The following is a 20,455-nucleotide window of genomic DNA, read 5'->3' as shown; positions in this document are numbered from 1 at the left end:
TCTTTTTCGGAAAATATAAGAATGTGGAGGTGATTTTGTAAATGGCGAAATTTAAAGCAAATCCAAGTAAAAAAGGTGTGGCCGCAGCAAGTGTACAAGGAAAAAGGAACCCCGGGCAGCAAAAAGAACTAGTAGAGCATGCTTTTCAATCAAATAATAACCAACAATTTAAAAAGGAGTAAGGAAAAAGGAGACAGAAGGATCATCTATCTGTCCCACTGTCTCCTTATCTTCCCGTAAACACCGGCGTTCTTTTCTCAAGAAAAGCGTTCATTCCTTCTTTATGGTCATCCGTTTCACGCATCCTAATTTGACCTATCTTTTCCATTTTTAAAATTTCTAATAGATTATGGCGACTGCTATCAGCGATAATTTTTTTCGACTTAATCATCGCTTCCGTTGGTTTTTGGAGCCATTCATTTGCCTTATTATAAGCGGCCTCAATTGCTTCACATTCGGAAACTTCATCTACTAATCCCAACTCTAAAGCTTCTGTTGGAGAGTAAGCCTTTCCTTCCCAGATTACTTGCAATGCCTTAAGATCTCCTAAACGTTTTTTCAAGAAGAAATGTCCCCCGCCATCTGGGATTAATCCGATATTAATAAAATTCATGGCAACCTTTGCGTTTTTATCAGCAATAACATAGTCTGCTGCTAATGCAAAACTAAAGCCAAGACCTGCTGCTGGTCCATGAATAGCACTAATGACCAATTTTGGCAAAGCATACAAAGTCATAATCATTTCGTTAATCGTATTCATTACACGGTCAAATTCATCTTCATCTGCATTCCAAAGCATTGTCTTAATGTCTCCACCTGCTGAAAAAGCATTCCCGTTTCCACAAAGGATTAGAATACTAGCATCACTAATTGCTACCTCCTTCAATTTTTCAAGAAGTTCATTAATCATATCTACATCCATCGCATTCATACAATCGGGACGGTTCAATTGCAGCGTTGCAATGCTCCCTTCGATAGTTAACAACACAGATTGGGACATTAGGAACACTCCTTCATCAAAAATTTTATTGCTAGATTTTTAGCTACTTGTCTTTATTCAGTAAAAAGATAACAATTCCTTTTTATTTGTTTATTAATCATGAAATATTCACAATTCAGGAAAATTGTTCCGACAATAATTTGATTTTTTTGTTTGTATAATATTCATAGTTATCATTATATGTTTTTGGATCTTTTGGATTGGCAAACCTTGTAATCTTTTTCGTTTTCGGGTCTACTAATTTACTAGCCGCTCCACAGCCAAGGCCAATGATTGTTTGCTGTTCTTCCATTATTAAAATATTATACAAGCTTTCATGCCCCAGCAAAGAGTAGCCGATATTTTCTAAGTTACCAAGAATATTTTTTTGACGGTATAGATAATAGGGTGTATAGCCGTTTATTTTTGTCCATTCAGACGCTCTATTCATCATTTTTTGAATTTCATCACGGTCTGCCACTTTATATTTTTCTTTATTTTGCGTCATTTCTGATGCTCGTTTAAATGATAATGTATGAATGGTAAGAGATTCCGGCATTAGCTTCGCCGTCTCATGTAGCGTGTGCTCAAATTCTTCTAGACCTTCTCCAGGGAGACCGATAATGAGGTCCATATTAATATTGGTCATCCCCATTTCCCGAGCAAGCATGAATTTTTTAATCGTCTCTTCCACTGTATGGTGCCGGCCGATTGCTTTTAATGTTTCCTGAATATAAGACTGTGGGTTAATGCTGATTCTGTCGATGTTCCACTTTTTTAGAATCTTTAATTTATCAATAGTAATCGTGTCAGGACGCCCCGCCTCCACTGTTATTTCGCGAACCTTATCCATATTCGGGAACGATTGATACATTCCCTCATAAAGCATATCCATTTCATCTGCGGTAATGCTCGTAGGTGTACCGCCTCCAAAATAAATGGTTGTAATAGGAATGCCCTGTTCTTTAAGCCACTTACCAATTTCCCTTATTTCATAATGAAGACCGCCTAAGAAAGAGTCTACAGAGCCTTGTCGGCCATTAATAGCATATGCTGGGAATGTACAATAAGCACATTTAGTCGGGCAAAAAGGAATGCCAATATAAATGCTCACTTCATTTTGGAGGGAAAATAAATCAGGTACAGCTCTTAACTGCTTATCAACAATCGTTTGCATAAGATTGATTTTATCTTGATGAATCATGTAATTTGCTTTTAATAAAGCATGCGCTTCTTCCTTTAGGACACCTTGATTCAATTTGTTATGAAGCAGTTTTATTGGCCGAATTCCTGTTAGAATCCCCCATTTTTGTGTGATTCCCGTCAACACTTGTAACACTGTTAAAAAAGCGTATGCAATCGCCTGCCGCACTTCTTTCTCCCATCCCTTTGTTCCGGGATGGGATTCGCTCTTTTTTTCATATTGCGTTTCATATTGTTTATTCGTTTTTACGTCAAAGAGTTGTGCTGATATAATGATTGGCCTCGAATTATTTATTTCAAAGTTTATGATAAGATCCGGATTTTCCAAGTTATTAGTAGTTAAGCTACATTCTTCATAAAATAAATTAGCAATATGTTGAAGATTACGTTCGTTTTTAGGGTCTATGCCTGTTACTTGTATGTTCAAATTTCTCACCTACTTCATTGATGTCTATCTATAATCTTGTCACACTGTTTAAAGTGTACTTAACAATAGGGTGCTGGTCAAACGGGAATAACAAAAAAGCATAATGATGACTAAACACCATTACGCTTTCGCACACAATTCTATGATTTTGTTATTTTCCGCAAAAATTCAATTCTTTGCTGCTTTCGAAAATGCTCTCTAATCATAAACGCTACTCCGTTATGATCATTAGACCTTGTGACCCAATCGGCTGCTTTTTTCACTTCAAATGGGGAATTCCACATCGCTACTCCTAAGCCTGCTTCTTTGAGCATTGGAATATCGCTGATTGAGTCAGCGATCACAACGGTTTTTTCCATTGAAATGCCAAGATGGTCGCCGAGGCGTTTAATGCTCTGTCCCTTCGAGACAGACCCTGCAACAATTTCAAACGATAAATCATGGGTAACAACAACATTCACTTCAGGGAAAGATTTGTTTACAATCTCCTTCACTTCAAGCATTTTGTCTTTATTGGAAAAGTACACTTCAATTTTTGGTACGGCGAGAGGAAAATCGACTAATTGATCACTTAAACTTTGGACGAATTGAATCGGATAAAATAATGGGTCATTAGAGTTCGCTATCACCTTCCCCATTAAATTTCCTTTTTGTTTAATCCGGTTTCCAATTGAATAGCGCTCATGTAATAACCTAATCGAGCATTTATAATTTTCTAGAACTTGAACAATATTAAATGTTTTTTCTTCAGAAATCCTTCCCTCGAAAAATGGCTCCTCAATATTATCTGAAATAAAAGCACCGCTATGGGTAATTAAATAACTTTCCAATTTTAATGCTTTGGCAATTTTTTTTGCAGAAGGGAAATTCCGACTTGTAACTAATGTAACGTAAACACCTTTGTCTTGGACATAATCAATCGCTTGCCTTGTCTCACGAGATAATTTCCCATTCGATTTCAATAATGTTCCGTCAATATTAATCGCCAGTAACCGATACATCATAATAGCTTCCCCCTTGTTCCATCTAATACAAGTATCACTTTATGATAAACGTATGAACAATAAAAATGTGATAGAACTAAAAAAGGCTGACATTTTGTGTCAGCCAACTAAATCATGCTTATTATTTTAATCCTTCCGGTACCCCGTACAATTCCTCCAATGGCTTCATAATAGTCCTGTTTATATCATTAATAATCATGCTCATGCGCTCTTCTGCCTGCATTAATTGCGAGATTCCTTCATGTTGTTGAATTAATGTGAATTGTTGTTGTGCTTTTTGTACGTCTTCTTCAGATATATCATCGCCCATCATTTGCTTTTGCTGCAATTCAAACTGTGTTTCACGAAAGCTATCAAATAGACGCTTAGAAGCTTCATTACTATTGATGCTATTAACAAGCTGTTTTAATCTTTTAAAATCATCACTTTCCCTAATTGCCTTTTCTAAACTGTACGCTACATCATAAACATTTGTCATTCGTGGTCCCTCCTTAAAGTTGTTATTATCATAACAAATATATTCCTAACCAACAAAATATACGATTAATCCTTGCACAATTCCAATTAATCCGCCAAGCAAAGCGCCTAAATAAGTAATCATTTTAAATTCTCTTTTTGAAATTGAAAGAACGATGACTTCTAGACGCTCAACCGGGAAAGCTTCTACCTGTTTACGAACAATTTCAGCGAGATGGAGCCTTTTCATTACTTCTTCGATGCGATTATCTACAAAATCACCGGCTGCTTTAACAACTTTCGGCACCCATATTTCTAGAATCATTTTCTTATACAAAGCTGTTACTTGTTCGACAGAAGAATGAAGCCATTTTTTATAAGGAATTTGTTCATTAAGATTTCTCTTCAAAAATTCCAAAAACTGATCACGGCCCACTTTTTCTTCCAGCATGTCAACCTTCCAGCCTTTCACCTTATCCCATTCTTGGTCCAATAATTGTGTCAACATATTTTCTGTCCCTTTATGGCTAAGAAATTTAATAAGCTCAGGCTGCACAGAATTTACAATCGTATCATTGCTAATGAACATTTGTACCATATTGCCTAAAGAGCCGAGGTTTTCGAGGAAATCTTGAACCATCATGCTTAAGCGGGTCCTGCCCTCGTTACTTTCAAAGTAAGCAATTCCTTTGTTTAAAATGTAAGCAGAAAACTCAGGGATTTTCGAATCAATCTTTACAAGCAACCCTTCCGGCAACGCTTCACTTAATGTTTTTTCCCTAGCTTGCCCGACTAGTTCTTCATATTTCACTTCAATAAACGCATTTAATTTTTCCGCTAATCTTTCTTCCACCCCACTTACACCAACATCCTCCAACCACTCAGACAGCGTTTTTTTACTTTCCAAAGCTCTTGAAACCTCTGTTTGCGCCCATGCTTCCAAGTCATTTAAAAATTGTGGCTCTTTAAATTTATTGCGAATCCCTTCGGCAGTTAACAAGTGATCAACGACCGTGCGCCCAAGCTGAACAGCTAAATCCTGACGCCGTTTCGGAATAAGTCCCGGGGTAAACGGCAAGCGTTTACCCCATATATAAATAGGTTTAAGCGGCCTAAACAGCATTTTAATAGCAAGATGGTTCGTCACACCTCCGATGACCGCTCCGATTATCGCCATAAACAAAAGCATTCCTACAAAATTCATTAAATAACAACCTTCCTTATCGAATTCCTCACACTAACGCTTCGATTCTCATATGATACTCTTATCATAACGCCCATGGGCAATGTGAGGGTTCCCTTATGAAAAATATTTTTAAAGTTCAGATTCTCCCGAAAGACCAAAAAGAAGCAGAATCATCTTCTACTATTATAATTAGTTCTGAATTACAGAAGCAAACAAATACGACGAACGGTCAAAAAATAACGCTAAAAACGGGAAAACGTGTTGTAGATTGTATAATCCATGTTGCAAATGCAATAGAAAATTCCAGTATTTATTGTCCTGTCTCCATACTTGATGACCTCCTTCTCCCGAAAGACCCATTTAACATCCAAATAAAGATTGACCCTACTGAAGGTATATGGGAAATCGGACCTTTTGTTGGAATCGTTACGGATTATATTCATCATCAAACTTTCGGCACGATTCATACGTTTATTGAGGAATTGCAAAAGTATGGAAGTGAACTGCATATTTTTGTTTACGTCTTTCACTATGATAGCTTTCAAAACGATAGTGTAAACGGATTTATGTATAGCACGGCCAATAAAAACTGGATAAAAGAAAAATTACCTATCCCTCATGTTGTCCATAATCGCATCCATTCCCGCTTAAAGGAACGCTCAGAAAAAGCTCAAGCTTTTTTTCAGGAATTGAATAAGACCAATATTCCTTATTTCAATGAGCGCTTTTTAAATAAGTGGCATGTGTATGAAGTTCTTTCTAGCTATGAGCATTTATTACCGTATTTACCTGAAACAAAACTAGTAAATGGCAGAAAAACAATCGAAGAAATGATGAACAAACATATTCTTTTATTCTTGAAACCCGTTCATGGCAGCCTTGGAAAAAATATTTTTAAAATAGAGACAGAGGAAGAAAGTATTTTCTTAGATTATTCAACTTTTTCTAGTGAAATTGCAAAACAATATTCATCGATTCCCCTTTTATATGATGCAGTCAAACATCGCTTGCAAAAACAGCGGTACATTATTCAGCAAGGCCTAGAGCTTTTATTGTACGAGGAGGAACGACCCCTTGATTTTCGGCTCCTTTGCCACCGCAAAAGTGATACGGAATGGATAGTCACTTCGATTGTCGCGCGAGTTTCCTCTAAAAATGAATTTGTTTCAAATATTGCGAGAGGAGGAGAGCTCTTTAAAATTAATAAAGCACTAAACAATCATTTTGACAAAAAAACGATTATCCAAATTGAACGATTGCTGAAAGAGATTGCCATTGAAGCTTCTAGTATTATAGACCAGAACGCGGAAGGTATTTATGGTGAGCTTGGAGTAGACCTTGCTGTTGATCAAGATGGAAAGCCTTGGATTATCGAGGTCAATACAAAGCCTTCAAAAAATCAAGACCCCGAAGGCTTTTCTCCAAAAATAAGGCCTTCCGCTAAAGCAATACTGAATTACTGTTTTCATCTTTCGAGTTGGAAAAAATAAGGAGGAATTAATGATGCTATCCTTTGGATTTTTAACATTAAACAAAAAAACGGAGCAAGGTTATTTTATAGAAATCGCAAAAAGAGCAGCGTCACAGGGAATGGAAGTTTTTTGTTTCTCTCCTGGTGACATTGACCCAAATACAGAATATGTTCATGGTACTAAATTTAATCCAACAACAAACGCTTGGGATAGAGCCGTTTTTCCCATTCCTACGTTTATATATGACCGTTGCTTTTATTCATCGGAAGAGATAATAAAAAAATACTCACCAATTGTAAATTGGTTAAAAAATAGAAAGGATCTTTTTTTTATCGGTCATGGCTTGCCAAACAAATGGAAACTTTACAATACTCTTTCTTCACATTCTTTGCTTAAATATTATATCCCCATCACAAGAAAAGTGGAAAATTCTGAGGATATTTTTAAGGCATTAAATAAACATAAAAAAATTTTGCTGAAACCAGAAAATGGCTCACAAGGCCGAGGCATTATCTTGCTTATGATGAAAGGAAAGCAAATTGAGCTGCAAACCCATCGAAATAAAAATTTAATCCATAAAGTATTTTCAAAAAAGGAGCGGCTTAGCCATTGGTTAAAACAGCTAGTAAGAAGCCATTCGTATTTAGTCCAAGAATATTTACCGCTTTTAGATGAAGAAATGAGACCATTTGATATTCGCATTTTACTGCAAAAAAAGAAAGACAATGATTGGCATGAGCTTGGACGCGGCATTCGCAAAGGCCAAAAAGGACATTGTATTTCAAATCTTCACGGCGGCGGTACAGCCTATTCATTCGAAGAATGGCTACAATCAAAGTCGTTCGACAAAGCTCAACGAGAGCTGCTTCTTGATGATTTAAATACAATTACAACCCATCTTCCCACTGCGCTTGAAGCAAGCTTCGAGCGGCCTTTATTTGAACTGGGAATCGATATTGGTTTTGCTAAAGATGGATCAACTTGGATTCTTGACACAAATTCCAAGCCAGGGCATAAAACAATTTTGCAAACAAATCCTGGAATTGAAGAATTTCTCTATAGCGCCCCTATTGATTATTGTAAACAAATTGCACTTCAAAGGAAGGAGCTGATTTAAATGGAATTATTCTCCTTAAAAAAGCATTCCAATTCATCAAAAGAATATGTGTGGGTCCCAGAATCTTTATACACTCCATTTAACCATTTTAAAACTATTTCTTTAGGCACGGAAATTTGCAATTGCGAAATAAAGCGCTCCAAGGAGCCACAAACGATTTATATTACAGAATCACTTTGGAAACAGCTCGGAATTCCTTACGAAAGTAAAATTCATGTGATTGCCAATGATGGTGTTCTTCATCTCGGTCCACTAATTGGCATTTTTACAGCTGGTTTTACCGGCACCACGATAAGACCTATCGGTGATCGATCACTATTTTTTGCTAAATTACTCTCAACAGAAAAAACGGTCGGTGCTTTTACATTCGTCTTCGGGGCCAACCATATTAATTGGGAAACAGGTAGAATTAAGGGCTTTTTCCATAGTATGGACGGCTGGAAGCAAATTGAAGTCCCTTTTCCAAACGTTGTCTACGACCGCTTACCGAACCGTAAAACTGAAAATCACAGTATTTTAAAAAATATAAAAAATAAATTGCAAAACGAATATTTAATTCCTTGGTTTAATCCCGGCTTTTTCAATAAATGGGAAATACATGAGATTTTTAGCGCCCATCCTGAAGTTACTCTTTATTTACCTGAAACAATCGCGATTCCAACTTTAAACTCTATTCGCGAGCTTCTTGACAAATATCACAACATTTATATTAAACCGATGAATGGTAGCCTTGGCTTAGGCATTCACCAAATCATTAAAGCAGCTGACAGCGATGGAGAGGCTTTGTATTGTCGCTTTCGCAAGAATGATAAAAATCACTTACGAAAGTTTAAGTCTTTGGAATCACTCTTACAAACACAGTTCAACAACGAAAACCTTAAAGGGTATATTGCCCAACAAGGGATTGCCCTTATTAAAGTTGATAATAAACCGTTCGATTTCCGAATTCATACGAATAAAGATGATGCTGGTGTTTGGAAAATGAGCGCCATTGCCGCTAAAGTTGCTGGTGTTGGCAGTGTTACAACTCATTTAGGAAGCGGAGGGATTGTAAAAACAATTGAAGAAATTAAAAAATTAGTTCCGATTCCCGCTGATGGGGCTGAAAAGTTGGAGCAAGCTGTCTTAACGATGAGTGAAATATTAGAAAAAGAAATTAACGGAACTCTTGGCGAGATTGGTTTTGATTTAGGTATTGATAAGAATGGGCAAATTTGGGTTTTTGAAGCGAATTCTAAACCAGGCCGTTCTATTTTTAAGCACCCTAAATTAAAGGAATATGATCAATTATCAAGGGCACTGCCAATGTCATTTGCGATTTATTTAACAAAAAGGGCTATTTTAGAGCCTGAGGTGCTTTTCCATGAAAAAGAATAAAAGTCTTGAAAATGAACAATTTATCATTGGTATTTTAACAACAGAAGGGAAACATTCGGCATTAACAGGAAACTTTAAGTTATTTAAAGATCTTTCATTAAAATTAGCAGAAAAAGGTGGTACAGCAATTATCTTTCCGATCACATTGTCATTTCGGGAAAACCACTTAAAAGGCGGCTATATTTTTAATAAAAGAAAAAAAGGCTGGGTATTTACCGATTATAATGGGATTCCTCTTGTTATTTATAATCGCATCCCCTACAGAAAATCGGAAAATACAGAACAATTTCATGCCTTTTCTGCTTGGTGTAAAGAAAAAGGCATCCCAATATTTAATAGTTACTTTTTTAAAAAATGGGATATCTATACAGCCCTTTCAGAGGATTTGAAACTTAGGAAACATCTTCCTTTTACACAATTAATCCAATCAAAAGAACAACTTGAAAGGCATTTAAACAACTATCTTTCACTTTATTTGAAACCGAATGATGGGAGCAAAGGAAATGGAATCTATGTGCTTTCAAAGTATGAAGATGATTCCTATCACATTAAAGGGCATAACGGTATATATGGGTCGACATTTTTCCAAAACATCTGGGAAAAGAAGATCAATCCTTTATTATTAAAAAGAGAGTATATATTGCAGAAAAAGACAGAAATTATGAAACGTGATGAACGAAGCTATGACTACCGTGTTTTAGCTCATAATGTTAACAACAATTGGCTTGTTTCCGGAATTGGCATTAGACAAAGCAAAGTAAACGGCATTACGACCCATGTTTTAAAAGGGGGAAATATCATCGGAGTTGAAGAAATTTCTACAGCAGAGGATTTTGAGCACATCCGCGATTTAACCGCACGTACAGGAAAGGCATTGGAGAGAGCGTTCGGTGATGATTGCGTAAAAGAGTTCTCAATGGATGTTGGAAAAACAATCAATGGGGAGTTTTTTATTTTTGATGTAAATTCTAAACCGATGAAATTTGATGAACTGGAAATTTACAGAAATGGTCTCAATCATTTAGTAGAAATTTTTCTTGAATATAAAAACATGAATAGATGAAATTGTTATGCACAAATTAAGGGGAAAAGGAGGGATGACGATGAGTTCACAAAACAAAGATTCCAAATTTGAAGGGCGTGACCGCTATTTTATGGATGTAGATCGGATGATCAACGAAGGTTTGGCCGGCGGGACAGTCATACACGGAAAAACTTCAAAACCCATTGATGAAGCAAGAAATTTAGTGGAAGAAGAGCCTCCACTAAATCTTGAATAGTTCACTTAAAGTTTAGTTTCAAAAAACTCCCAGCCACATTTGGCTGAGAGTTTTTTTATACTATCTACTTTTCACAATCATTTGTACAGCTTCATTGATAACATCTTCCGCACTTTCCCCTTTTTCCGCTTGGGCTCGGATACAATGCTCTAAATTTTTGGCAACAACATAACCAATTGTCCGGTCAACAGCAGAACGGACTGCTGATAACTGCGTTATTACTTCCCTGCATTCCTTATCTTCTTCCATCATCCTTAGAATTCCACGAACTTGTCCTTCAATACGTTTTAAGCGGTTTTTCATATCTTGAGGATATTCCATCGTGCTCACCACCTTTAATCATGCTAGAAATTACCCCACAACGTACTATTATTATATAATATTTTTTCAACGAATGAAATAAAATACTGTATTCTCATAAAAAAAATGCGAATTAATATTCTATCTCGTTTATTAAATAAACTATTTCCTCGGAACAATTAAAACAATAAAAAACATGGGGACATTGATGATTTTTTTGATCACTAGGATAGCCATTAAAAAGCTTCATCCCCTCTATATCTAAATAAGCGCTATAGTCATCAAAATAATCCATTAACCTTCCGTTATCTTCCATTTCCTTTTGGCAATTTGGACATTTGTAATATTGTTGCCCAAGTTGATTACATAAGGGACATATATACATAATATTAATTTACTCCTTTATGAAAGAAATTCACCTAATACAAGTATGTGTATGTCATTAAACATCTACAACATAAAATCTCTGGCAAAAATAAAATCTTCAAAATATTACCATTAATAAATAAAAAATAATTGGTTAACTTAAGAATACAACGAAGCAACAAAATCAAAAGCAACACACAAACTTCGAATAATATCGCAGGGTTAGCCATTAAGGCAGTTAACACACACTGTTGGTTTAAATCCAACTAACCCTACCATTTACAACACAGAAAATTCTTAAGGAGTGAATAATAATGGCAAATAACAATAGTAATAACAGTAACCAATTATTAGTTCCTGGTGTTGCCCAAGCACTTGATCAAATGAAAATTGAAATCGCTCAAGAATTCGGTGTTAATCTTGGTGCTGACACTACTTCTCGCGCTAACGGATCTGTTGGTGGAGAAATTACGAAGCGCCTAGTATCAATGGCACAACAACAAATGTCTGGAACACACGGTCAATTTTAATTCAACTTAATATAAATGGCTTGGCCCCAAGCAAATCGCTTGGGGCCGTTTAATTATTCCCTCGGATGAATCATCTCCGCTGGATTAATATATTCATCAAACTGTTCGGCAGTTAAATAAGCTAATTTTACAGCGGCATTTTTTAAAGTAGTGTTTTCTTTAAATGCTTTTTTCGCTATTTCTGCGGCCTTCTCATAACCAATATATGGATTCAATGCTGTGACAAGCATTAATGAATCATGCAAATAATGTTCAATAACATCTTTATTTGCCTCAATGCCTACAACACAACGGTCATGGAAAGATTCAATGCCATCAGCTAATAACCTCACTGATTGCAGAAAATTATAAATGATTACTGGCTTAAAAACATTCAGTTCAAAATTTCCTTGACTCGCTGCAAAGCCGATGGCGGCATCATTCCCCATGACTTGGCAGGCAATCATTGTCAACGCTTCACTTTGTGTTGGATTCACTTTCCCAGGCATAATGGAACTTCCCGGTTCATTTGCGGGGATTGTTAATTCCCCAATACCACATCTAGGCCCACTTGCAAGCCAGCGAACATCATTGGCAATCTTCATTAAATCAGCCGCCAACGCCTTTAAAGCCCCGTGGACATGAACTAATTCATCATGGCTCGTTAAGGCATGAAATTTATTTGGTGCAGAAATGAATTTGCTCCCTGTATAAGTAGAGATTTCCGCCGCTACTTTTTCGCCAAATTGTGGATGGGCATTAATCCCCGTTCCAACAGCGGTACCACCAATGGCCAACTCCCTGACATAATCTAAGCTACTTTCAAGCATGCTTTCGTTTTTCTCTAGCATGCGCTGCCAGCCAGAAACTTCCTGCCCCAATGTCAATGGTGTGGCATCTTGGAGATGTGTCCGCCCAATCTTGATTATATCGACAAATTGTTCACTTTTTTTCTTTAATGTTTCCTTCAACTTTTTAACCGCAGGCAAAAGCTGCTGCTCAATCATTAAAACAGCGGAAACATGCATCGCTGTCGGAAATGTATCATTGGAGCTTTGTGATTTATTGACGTCATCATTTGGATGAAGCTTTATTGGAGATTTTTTCGCCGCCAATTTCTCATTGCCTACATGAGCAATGACTTCATTAACATTCATATTTGACTGCGTCCCACTGCCAGTCTGCCAAACAACTAGCGGGAAATGTTCATCCAACTTTTCAGCGATAATTTCATCTGCACTCTCAACAATCGCTTCTACTTTATCTTTTTCTAGCTTTCCAAGCTCGCCATTGACAATAGCTGCGCTTCTTTTCAAAACCGCAAATGCCTTAATAACCTCAAGTGGCATCTTTTCTTTGCCAATCGGAAAATTTCGTCTACTGCGCTCTGTTTGTGCACCCCAAAGCTTATCTATTTCTACTTCCACTTCACCTAACGTGTCCTTTTCAACCCGATATTTCATTAAGATGAACCCCCTTTTATTTTCTATTTCATTAGTATTTCCTTATTATGGATTATTATTTCCACAGAAAAAGGCCAACTATTATGTCAGCCTTCTACTCCTTCCACTAATTCAAATGTATGCCTTCATGCTCATTGATTATGTGTGAATCGTGGCGTGTTTCCCTCTCCCAGTATTTGTTTAAGCTTGAAGCAATGAAAGCTATTAAAAATGTCACAAGACCCATCAATAACAAAACAACACAATCACTCCAAATTAAATCGAACCCGACACCTTTAATGAAGATATTTCTTACCCCATCTAGAAAATAAGTTAATGGTAAAAGATGCCCAACAAAACTTAAGAATTTTGGCATTGCTTCAAATGGCCATGTAAAGCCAGATAACAAAAACGATGGAACAGCGATTAACATCGTAATTTGCGTAGCCCCAACTTGATTAGCCGAAAACAAGCTTGCAACATAACCGATTCCTAATAAAGCAAATGTAAACGCTACTGATAAAAAGGTTATAGGAATAATGCTGCCACGCATCGGCAAATTGAAGCCGTAAATCGCCACTAAAAATGTTGTAATGATGTCAAAAATACCGATTAAAAAGTAAGGCGCTGTTTTCGCATATGCAATTTTCCAAGGATGTTCACGCCATTCTTGAAATCTCCCCCATTCGCCCCTTTCCTTATCACGGGTTACGGTTAATGATAAGCCCAACAATAAAACCTGCTGCAATGCCACACCAATTAGACCATAAACAAGGAAATCCGCATAATTAAAAGTTCCATTATACAACACCCTTGTTCTAAACGGCATCGCTTGGAGTGTCAACTTTATTTGTTCAGCATTAAAATGGTTTTGAGCCAACTTTTCCGATGAAGCGCCGAAGCTAAAATTTGTTATAACCTCGTTCACCGCCTTTGTTGCTGCGTTAGAGATAAGCATATTGCTGCCGTCAATGATCGTCATAATCGGCGCTTCTTCACCGCGCAAAACCTTTTTGTATAGGTCACCTGGAATGACGATGGCAACCTTTGCCTTTCCTGATTCAAGTAATGGCTGAATATCTGCTTCCGTTCCGACTTGTTTAGTAATATTAAATGTTTCTGTTTCATCAAAAGCCTTGATAATTTGACGGCTTAACGGACTCCCATCTTCATCTAAAATAACTGTAGCCATTTCTTTTACGCGGTGATTAGAATAAAGATAGCCAAACATTGCAGTATACATAATCGGGATAATGAAAAGAACGGCAAATAGGCGCTTATCTTTAAATATATTGCCCCACTCTTCATTTATGATTTGCCCTATTTTCATTTGGCTTCACCTTTACCTAGCAATTTAACCGTCATACCAGTTTGGACACCACTAGGGAGGTTTGGCAATTCAACCTTAATGGCAAAAGAACGGACATCCGTATCCCCGATATTTTGCGTTGCTTTTTTCACAGCAAAATCACCGGCAGGGGAAACCATTTTAATTATGCCTTCTATTTTTTGCTTCGCCGCTACTAATTCGACAATCACTTTATCCCCCTTATTTAAATCGACAACTTCCGTTTCATCAAGATAAAAATGAGCTGTTTTCGGACCATTTGTTTCAATTGTAAAAATAGGAAAACCAGAATTGACTAACTCACCCATTTCTGCTGATTTCGTCACAATGACTCCGTCAGAGGGAGCGACTAATTCTGTATAACCTAAATATGTTTTCGCTTCAGCTAATGCAGCCTCTGCTTGGTTTTTTCCTCCTTTTGCTGATTGAATCGCTCCTTCTGCTTGGGAAACTGATGCACTTGCGACCTCCACATCTTTCTTACTGACACCTACTTTTCCGCGATTGGCAATCGCGTTGTTCATAGTTGCTTTAGCCTGCTCTACTTGTGCTATCGCAGCTTTTTCCTGTTCTTTAGAAGCAAGGTATTCAGCCTTTGCTTGCTCCATTTTAGCTTTTGCTTCATCAACCTGAACTTGCGCTGTGGCACCTGCTGCTAGCAAAGCTGTGGCGCGTTCATAATTCGTTGTTGCGATATCATACAATTCTTTTGCTGCATTCACTTTTGCATTTACGGCCTGCACATTTGCCTCTGCAGCCTTAATCCCCGCCTCTGCTTGCTCGATTTGGCTTGCAATTGATTGTTCAGTTATTGTGACAGCTTCACTACCCTGTTGTTCTTTAGCGGCTGCTGCCATTTTAGCACCGCTAGCCTCGGCTATTTTGCCATCTGCCAATAAAATGGCAGCCTCTGCCTGCGCTACTTTGTTTTCCAATTCTTTACTTTCTAACCGTGCCAAAACTTGCCCTTTTTTAACATGGTCTCCTTCATCCACTAACACCTCGGTGATTCTCCCAGCAATTTTGAAGCTGGCATTTACATTTGTTGCTTCAATATAGGCTGTTGGCTTATTGACTGGTGAATTCCCACCAGACGCTTGGCTTGTATAAATAAGGGTTGCTCCGCCAGCAATTAATATAGACATGACAAGAAAAACAATCACCCGTAAATTTTTCATCTCAATCCATCCTTCTTTCTATTGGATCATTAAACCTTCCATTAAATAGAGCCTAAACAAATCAAAAACTTCGTCATTCGTTAGCACCTCATGTTTGTCATTCCAATCGACAACTAAAGAAACGTACAATTTATACATGACAAATGCCGTGATTTTCGGATCGCATTTCTTAAATTTTTGATTTTGGATGGCTTTTTCGATAAAGCTTTGAATATAAAAAATTAACTCCTTTTCAATTTCCATAAGTGCTTCTTTAGCAGCCTCAGTCCCATATTCCTTTACCTCTTGGGAAAGTTTGATCATTAATTCGTGCTCTTTTCGATAAAGAAGAATGGCATAAAGGACCTCATGCAAATTCGCGAACGTCGTTCTTTCCGGCTGAATTGATTTTTCAGCAACCTTTTTCATTTCTTGAATTAAATTACGAATAATTTCATGTAAAATTAATTCCTTATTTTCAAAATAAGTATAGATTGTTCCCTTTCCAACACCAGCAATCTTTGCAATCTGATCGACAGTTGTCCCTTTGAAACCAAACATCGCAAAAGATTTCGTTGCTGCCTGTCTAATTTTTTCTCTTTTATCCACTACAGCACCACCTGTTGACCATTTTAGTCTTTTAGTCATTTTCTTAAAAATAATTTATCATACAACTCATTTAATCTCAAGTATTTTCACTATTCGGATGATTTTTCAGAAAATTGTTAACATATTGTGAACTTATGTCATAAATAGTTGAAAATGTGATAAATATCATATATTGTCGAAATAGAGTAAACTTATACTAAAGTCATAATAATAAATATAGAAAAAGGATTATTATAAAAAAACTGATTGGAGGATTATGTAATGAAAAAAAGAATATTGTCGTTTGAAGAGTTAGTAAAAGAGAATAAAATGGAATTAATGCGCGACGAAAAAGAATTAGATCGGATCGAATTAAAATTAGAAAAAAAACATCAAAAACAACTGGCAGCGTCCATGTCAAGAAGCTAATAAAATAATAGAGCCAATCTTTGCTTTTAAAATTTAGAAAATTATTAATTATCTAAACAAAAGCAAATGCTTGGCTCTTTTTTGTTTTAATAATGTTTAGACGAGAAGATTCGAATTTGTTTCACATTTGATAAAGAATAGATTATTAATGCGAGCCAAATAGACGAAAAGGCGATAAAATGCGTTTTCTAGAACGATAATGCCCAACAAGACACTTATTAATGGATTAATATAATAACCAAGACTAGCTTCAAGGACATGGTCATGATTAACTGCCCAAATATAAATAAGCCAATTCCCGCTAATAAGAACACCTGATAGGACGACAGATAGTAATAACAATTTATTTGAGATCATTATTTTTAACTCTTCTAAAAAAGAGTCCCACTTTTTAAAGAAAACGATAATAAAAACCATTAATATAAAGGACCAAAATACACGGTGTGCTAATATTTCTTCAGCGGGTATTCCATCTAATGCCTTCCAGTATAACGGGAGTACTCCCCATATTAAATAGGCAAAAAAGCCATACAAGAAACCTTTCATTTTTTGTTCTTCTTCCATTATAATACCTCGTCTTTCAATATAAAAAATAATAAAACTATTATATGACTCCCTTTCATTTTATGCTAGTATTAATTATATAAATATATCAATTCTGCAGTTTGCACTTTCCAAAACTATCTACATTGGCCTTAAAAAAAATGAACAATTTATGAAAAAGGAGAAAAAATTAATAGCTTTAATTTGCTTTTTCGACTTTTTAAAATGTTTATTTAAGAATATAATGTATAATAATGGTGTACTTGACATATAGTGGCGAATTAAATAATTTAAAAAATACACACAAGAACGGCTTCGAAAATGGAGGAAATAGGAAATGTTAGCAAAGAGAAATAGCATTACATTTCGCATATGGCTAACCATGAACACTCTGATCCTAATTTGTATAATTGCACTTGGCTCAATTTATCTTTATCACGCAGCTGACAATTTAGAAGAAGGGTTAAGGAGTGAAGGAATTACAGCAGCAACTACGTTACGTTCGGCCATTGCCCTTTCAATGCTAAATCAAGATTACAGCAGTATCTCTCCACTTGCCTATTCGCTGCTAGATCAACCGAACATTCAATACGTTATTGTTAGGGATCAATCTGGAAAAGTCGTCAATCAAAAAGGAGAGACTTTCACAAACAAAGATTTATTTATTGAAAAGGTTCCTTTATTATATTTCAACTCATACTTGGGAGAAATTGAGATTGCCCTAAAAAAGGATGCCTTACAATCAAAGCAAAATAGATTATATACTTATACTCTTCTTATTATGTTATTAGTTTCAGCAGGCTCCATGATTATTTCAGTGATTGTCAGCAAAAAATTGACATTGCCGCTTAAGGAATTAATGAATGCGGCAAGGGCGATGAGCGAAGGAAAACGCCATATACAGGTTAATGTAGAAGGCACAGTTGAGATCAAATCATTATCAACAGTCTTTAACCAAATGGCAGCAACGATTGAGCAAAATGAAGAAAACTTAAAAAAAGAAGTTTTGCGAGCAACGACAAGGCTTTCAGAAAAAATTAAGCAATTAAAAACACTAGGAAATATTTCGCAATCAGTTTTAAAACAAAATTTAAGTCATTATGATGTAATCAGTATTATTTTAAAAGAAATCAAAGCTTTTTTAAATCCTGACAGATTATCAATCTCATTATTCGATGATAATAAAGATATTGTTACTATTCACTATATTACAGATAATGACAATATAATGATAAGTGAGATTCCTCTTAAAGACACACCATTTCAAATCGTAGCCAACACACAAAAACCTGTAATACGTAATGATTTACCATCTACGAATATATACGATTGTGAACAGGTTCCTTTAAGGCAAGGAATTAAGGCAACGATATCGTTGCCATTAATGATTAATGACAAAGTAATGGGGACATTAAATATCGGAAGCTTTCAAAAAAATTTTTTTAAAGAAAATATAAAAGAGGATAGCACATTTGCTGTATTCGCCAATCAAATATCGATTGCATTGGATCGCGTATACGCTTATGAGTCGCTAAGGCAGTCGGCCTTTCATGATTATTTAACAGATTTGCCAAATTACCGATATTTTAAATCAAGCTTGGATAGAGCTTTAAATTCAATAAAAAATCACGAAAACTCATATATGTTAGCTGTTATGTTTCTGGATTTGGATCGTTTCAAAATTATTAATGATTCACTAGGACATGATTTTGGCGATTTACTGCTAAAGTATGTCGCGCGGCTAATTGAAAGCTGTGTTGATCCCGATCATACTGTTGGTCGAATTGGCGGCGATGAATTTATCATCTTATTGCCAAAAATTAATGATGGAAATGACGCCGCTATGCTCGCTGAAAAAATTACGAGAACAATCAATCGGCCAATTACTATTTCAGGCTATGAAGTTCACGTCACTTGTAGTATCGGTATTGCTTTATATCCTACAGATGGCCAGGATTCTGAAACACTTATCAAGCACGCTGACACTGCGATGCATAGAGTCAAAGAGTTAGGCAGAAATAATTATGCAATCTATACACCGCTTGAAAAAGACTCAACATATGAACAGCTTATTTTTGAGAATGATTTAAGAAAAGCGCTCGATCGAAATGAATTTACTGTCTACTACCAACCAAAGGTCAATATCCAAACAGGACAAATAAGCGGCTTGGAAGCACTTGTTAGATGGGTTCATCCTGAAAAAGGCATTATTGCACCTGGAAAATTCATTTCAATTGCTGAAGAAACAGGGCTTATTATTCCGATTGGTGAATTTGTACTACGAACAGCTTGTGAACAGCTAGCTAAGTGGATAAAAGACGGCATCCCTCCAATTGTTGTCTCTGTTAATTTATCAACAAAGCAATTTTTACAAACAAATCTTGTAAAAATCGTTGAAAACATCTTAAAAGAGACAGGTCTTGAGCCAAATCTGCTTGAACTTGAAATAACAGAGAGCATGACCGTCGTTCTAAACCAAGCCATCAAAACACTTGATCAATTAAAAAAATTGGGCGTGCAAATTAGTGTTGATGATTTTGGCACCGGTTATAGCTCACTCAATTATTTAAGAATGCTGCCGATTGATCGCTTGAAAATTGACCGTTCCTTTATTAAAGATATCACTACAAATGAGGAAAATGCAGCAATCGTTTCAACCATACTCAGCATGGCCTTCAATTTAAATCTTGATGTCATCGCTGAAGGTGTTGAAGAGAAAACGCAGGTTGATTTTCTCCAAAAAAATAATTGTCATGAAGTTCAAGGTTATTATTTCGGGCATCCACTTCCAGCAAATGAATTGGAAGAAAAATTCCCAGACATTCAAGACAAAGCAAAGGTTTGGACTAAAAATAATTTCTAAAACAAAAGAGGCTTACTTTTTCATATCCTTCTTCCGCCCTTGTTTGTCCTAATTAAAGATTTATGGTAAACTTATAATATTCAGAAAACATTTAATAAGAAAAAGAACGGAAAGGAAGTAATTGAATTTGTATCGTGCTGGGACTTCTCTACTGCTTGGTCTAGGATTAATTTTTCTTGAGGCTTTTATTATCATGGAATTGAAAGATTACAGTGTGATGAAACTAGGTACAACCCCTCAATTCATATCAGTATGGATTATTAATTCCTTTTTAGTGTTTGCCATTTTAACAGATATTAAGAACTGGATGTCCACGCGCGAAAATCCGAAAATGCAAAGTGAACTTTAAGATTTTAATATAATTGGGGCTGCTACAATAGGCAGCCTTTTTGCTTTTGTACGATATGAA

General features: G+C 36.2%; 22 protein-coding genes. 10 read left to right on the top strand and 12 right to left on the bottom strand.

Translation table 11 applies throughout. From position 1 onward, the window contains the following. Nucleotides 1-41 precede the first annotated feature (41 nt). Nucleotides 42-182 carry a YuzL family protein gene (locus GX497_14700; protein HHY74442.1) on the top strand — a complete coding sequence of 47 codons (141 nt, stop codon included), beginning with the start codon at nt 42-44 and terminating at the stop codon, nt 180-182. 44 nt (nt 183-226) lie between these two features. Here GX497_14700 and GX497_14695 read toward each other — a convergent pair whose 3' ends face one another. The 5 genes from GX497_14695 to GX497_14675 form a co-directional block, all read right to left on the bottom strand. Beyond that, on the bottom strand, nt 227-1,000 hold the full coding sequence (locus tag GX497_14695) for an enoyl-CoA hydratase (protein HHY74441.1): 774 nt from the start codon (nt 998-1,000) through the stop codon (nt 227-229). A 115-nt stretch (nt 1,001-1,115) separates the two neighbouring features. After that, on the bottom strand, nt 1,116-2,609 hold the full coding sequence (locus GX497_14690; GenBank protein HHY74440.1) for a coproporphyrinogen III oxidase: 1,494 nt from the start codon (nt 2,607-2,609) through the stop codon (nt 1,116-1,118). A 140-nt stretch (nt 2,610-2,749) separates the two neighbouring features. Next, the gene (locus tag GX497_14685; GenBank protein ID HHY74439.1) at nt 2,750-3,613 is read right to left on the bottom strand and encodes an HAD family phosphatase; all 864 of its coding nucleotides are present in this window, start codon (nt 3,611-3,613) and stop codon (nt 2,750-2,752) included. 121 nt (nt 3,614-3,734) lie between these two features. Beyond that, nucleotides 3,735-4,091 carry a YlbF family regulator gene (locus tag GX497_14680; protein HHY74438.1) on the bottom strand — a complete coding sequence of 119 codons (357 nt, stop codon included), beginning with the start codon at nt 4,089-4,091 and terminating at the stop codon, nt 3,735-3,737. Between the two features lie 45 nt (nt 4,092-4,136). After that, nucleotides 4,137-5,273: a DUF445 domain-containing protein gene (locus GX497_14675; GenBank protein ID HHY74437.1), complete on the bottom strand. Its 1,137-nt coding sequence runs from the start codon at nt 5,271-5,273 to the stop codon at nt 4,137-4,139. A 98-nt stretch (nt 5,274-5,371) separates the two neighbouring features. On the opposite strand from GX497_14675, the gene GX497_14670 reads away from it, so the two are divergent. From GX497_14670 to GX497_14650, 5 genes are read left to right on the top strand one after another with little or no spacing between them, the layout of a single operon-like run. Further along, the gene (locus GX497_14670) at nt 5,372-6,745 is read left to right on the top strand and encodes a YheC/YheD family protein (protein HHY74436.1); all 1,374 of its coding nucleotides are present in this window, start codon (nt 5,372-5,374) and stop codon (nt 6,743-6,745) included. 13 nt (nt 6,746-6,758) lie between these two features. Further along, nucleotides 6,759-7,844: a YheC/YheD family protein gene (locus GX497_14665; GenBank protein HHY74435.1), complete on the top strand. Its 1,086-nt coding sequence runs from the start codon at nt 6,759-6,761 to the stop codon at nt 7,842-7,844. After that, complete coding sequence (locus GX497_14660) at nt 7,845-9,221, top strand: YheC/YheD family protein (GenBank protein HHY74434.1); 1,377 nt, start codon at nt 7,845-7,847, stop codon at nt 9,219-9,221. Next, nucleotides 9,208-10,284, top strand: coding sequence for a hypothetical protein (locus tag GX497_14655; protein ID HHY74433.1), 1,077 nt, complete (start codon nt 9,208-9,210; stop codon nt 10,282-10,284). Before GX497_14660 ends, GX497_14655 begins: the two co-directional genes overlap by 14 nt. A 40-nt stretch (nt 10,285-10,324) precedes the next feature. Next, complete coding sequence (locus tag GX497_14650) at nt 10,325-10,501, top strand: hypothetical protein (protein HHY74432.1); 177 nt, start codon at nt 10,325-10,327, stop codon at nt 10,499-10,501. A 60-nt stretch (nt 10,502-10,561) separates the two neighbouring features. Here GX497_14650 and GX497_14645 read toward each other — a convergent pair whose 3' ends face one another. Further along, the gene (locus tag GX497_14645; GenBank protein HHY74431.1) at nt 10,562-10,822 is read right to left on the bottom strand and encodes a metal-sensitive transcriptional regulator; all 261 of its coding nucleotides are present in this window, start codon (nt 10,820-10,822) and stop codon (nt 10,562-10,564) included. A gap of 112 nt (nt 10,823-10,934) precedes the next feature. Further along, nucleotides 10,935-11,186 carry a hypothetical protein gene (locus GX497_14640; GenBank protein ID HHY74430.1) on the bottom strand — a complete coding sequence of 84 codons (252 nt, stop codon included), beginning with the start codon at nt 11,184-11,186 and terminating at the stop codon, nt 10,935-10,937. A 295-nt stretch (nt 11,187-11,481) separates the two neighbouring features. On the opposite strand from GX497_14640, the gene GX497_14635 reads away from it, so the two are divergent. Then, a complete protein-coding gene (locus GX497_14635; GenBank protein HHY74429.1) occupies nt 11,482-11,697 on the top strand; it encodes an alpha/beta-type small acid-soluble spore protein in 216 nt (71 codons plus the stop codon). Between the two features lie 53 nt (nt 11,698-11,750). Here GX497_14635 and fumC read toward each other — a convergent pair whose 3' ends face one another. The 4 genes from fumC to GX497_14615 form a co-directional block, all read right to left on the bottom strand. Then, entirely contained in the window at nt 11,751-13,139 is a 1,389-nt protein-coding gene (gene fumC, locus GX497_14630; GenBank protein HHY74428.1) for a class II fumarate hydratase, read from the bottom strand. A gap of 106 nt (nt 13,140-13,245) precedes the next feature. Continuing rightward, a complete protein-coding gene (locus GX497_14625) occupies nt 13,246-14,448 on the bottom strand; it encodes an ABC transporter permease (GenBank protein HHY74427.1) in 1,203 nt (400 codons plus the stop codon). After that, nucleotides 14,445-15,644: a biotin/lipoyl-binding protein gene (locus tag GX497_14620; GenBank protein HHY74426.1), complete on the bottom strand. Its 1,200-nt coding sequence runs from the start codon at nt 15,642-15,644 to the stop codon at nt 14,445-14,447. The genes GX497_14625 and GX497_14620 overlap by 4 nt, the downstream gene beginning before the upstream one ends. An 18-nt stretch (nt 15,645-15,662) precedes the next feature. Then, nucleotides 15,663-16,271 (bottom strand): TetR/AcrR family transcriptional regulator, encoded by a 609-nt coding sequence (locus GX497_14615; GenBank protein ID HHY74425.1) that lies wholly within the window; start codon nt 16,269-16,271, stop codon nt 15,663-15,665. Nucleotides 16,272-16,493: 222 nt separating this feature from the next. Here GX497_14615 and GX497_14610 point away from each other — a divergent pair, with 222 nt between their 5' ends. Beyond that, complete coding sequence (locus GX497_14610; GenBank protein HHY74424.1) at nt 16,494-16,640, top strand: FbpB family small basic protein; 147 nt, start codon at nt 16,494-16,496, stop codon at nt 16,638-16,640. A gap of 96 nt (nt 16,641-16,736) precedes the next feature. Here the strand turns inward: GX497_14610 and GX497_14605 are convergent, their stop codons facing one another. Beyond that, nucleotides 16,737-17,204, bottom strand: coding sequence for an EamA family transporter (locus GX497_14605; GenBank protein HHY74423.1), 468 nt, complete (start codon nt 17,202-17,204; stop codon nt 16,737-16,739). A gap of 316 nt (nt 17,205-17,520) precedes the next feature. Between GX497_14605 and GX497_14600 the strand changes: the two genes are divergently transcribed. Both GX497_14600 and GX497_14595 read left to right on the top strand, forming a co-directional pair. Continuing rightward, a complete protein-coding gene (locus GX497_14600) occupies nt 17,521-20,046 on the top strand; it encodes an EAL domain-containing protein (GenBank protein HHY74422.1) in 2,526 nt (841 codons plus the stop codon). Between the two features lie 121 nt (nt 20,047-20,167). Next, nucleotides 20,168-20,395, top strand: a complete 228-nt coding sequence (locus GX497_14595; GenBank protein ID HHY74421.1) for a hypothetical protein — start codon at nt 20,168-20,170, stop codon at nt 20,393-20,395. Nucleotides 20,396-20,455: the final 60 nt, after the last annotated feature.

The organism is Bacillus sp. (in: firmicutes) (assembly GCA_012842745.1).
GTDB lineage: Bacteria > Bacillota > Bacilli > Bacillales > Bacillaceae_J > Schinkia.
The sequence above is the reverse complement of the archived record's forward strand: the minus strand, read 5'-3'. Positions and strand labels throughout refer to the sequence as shown.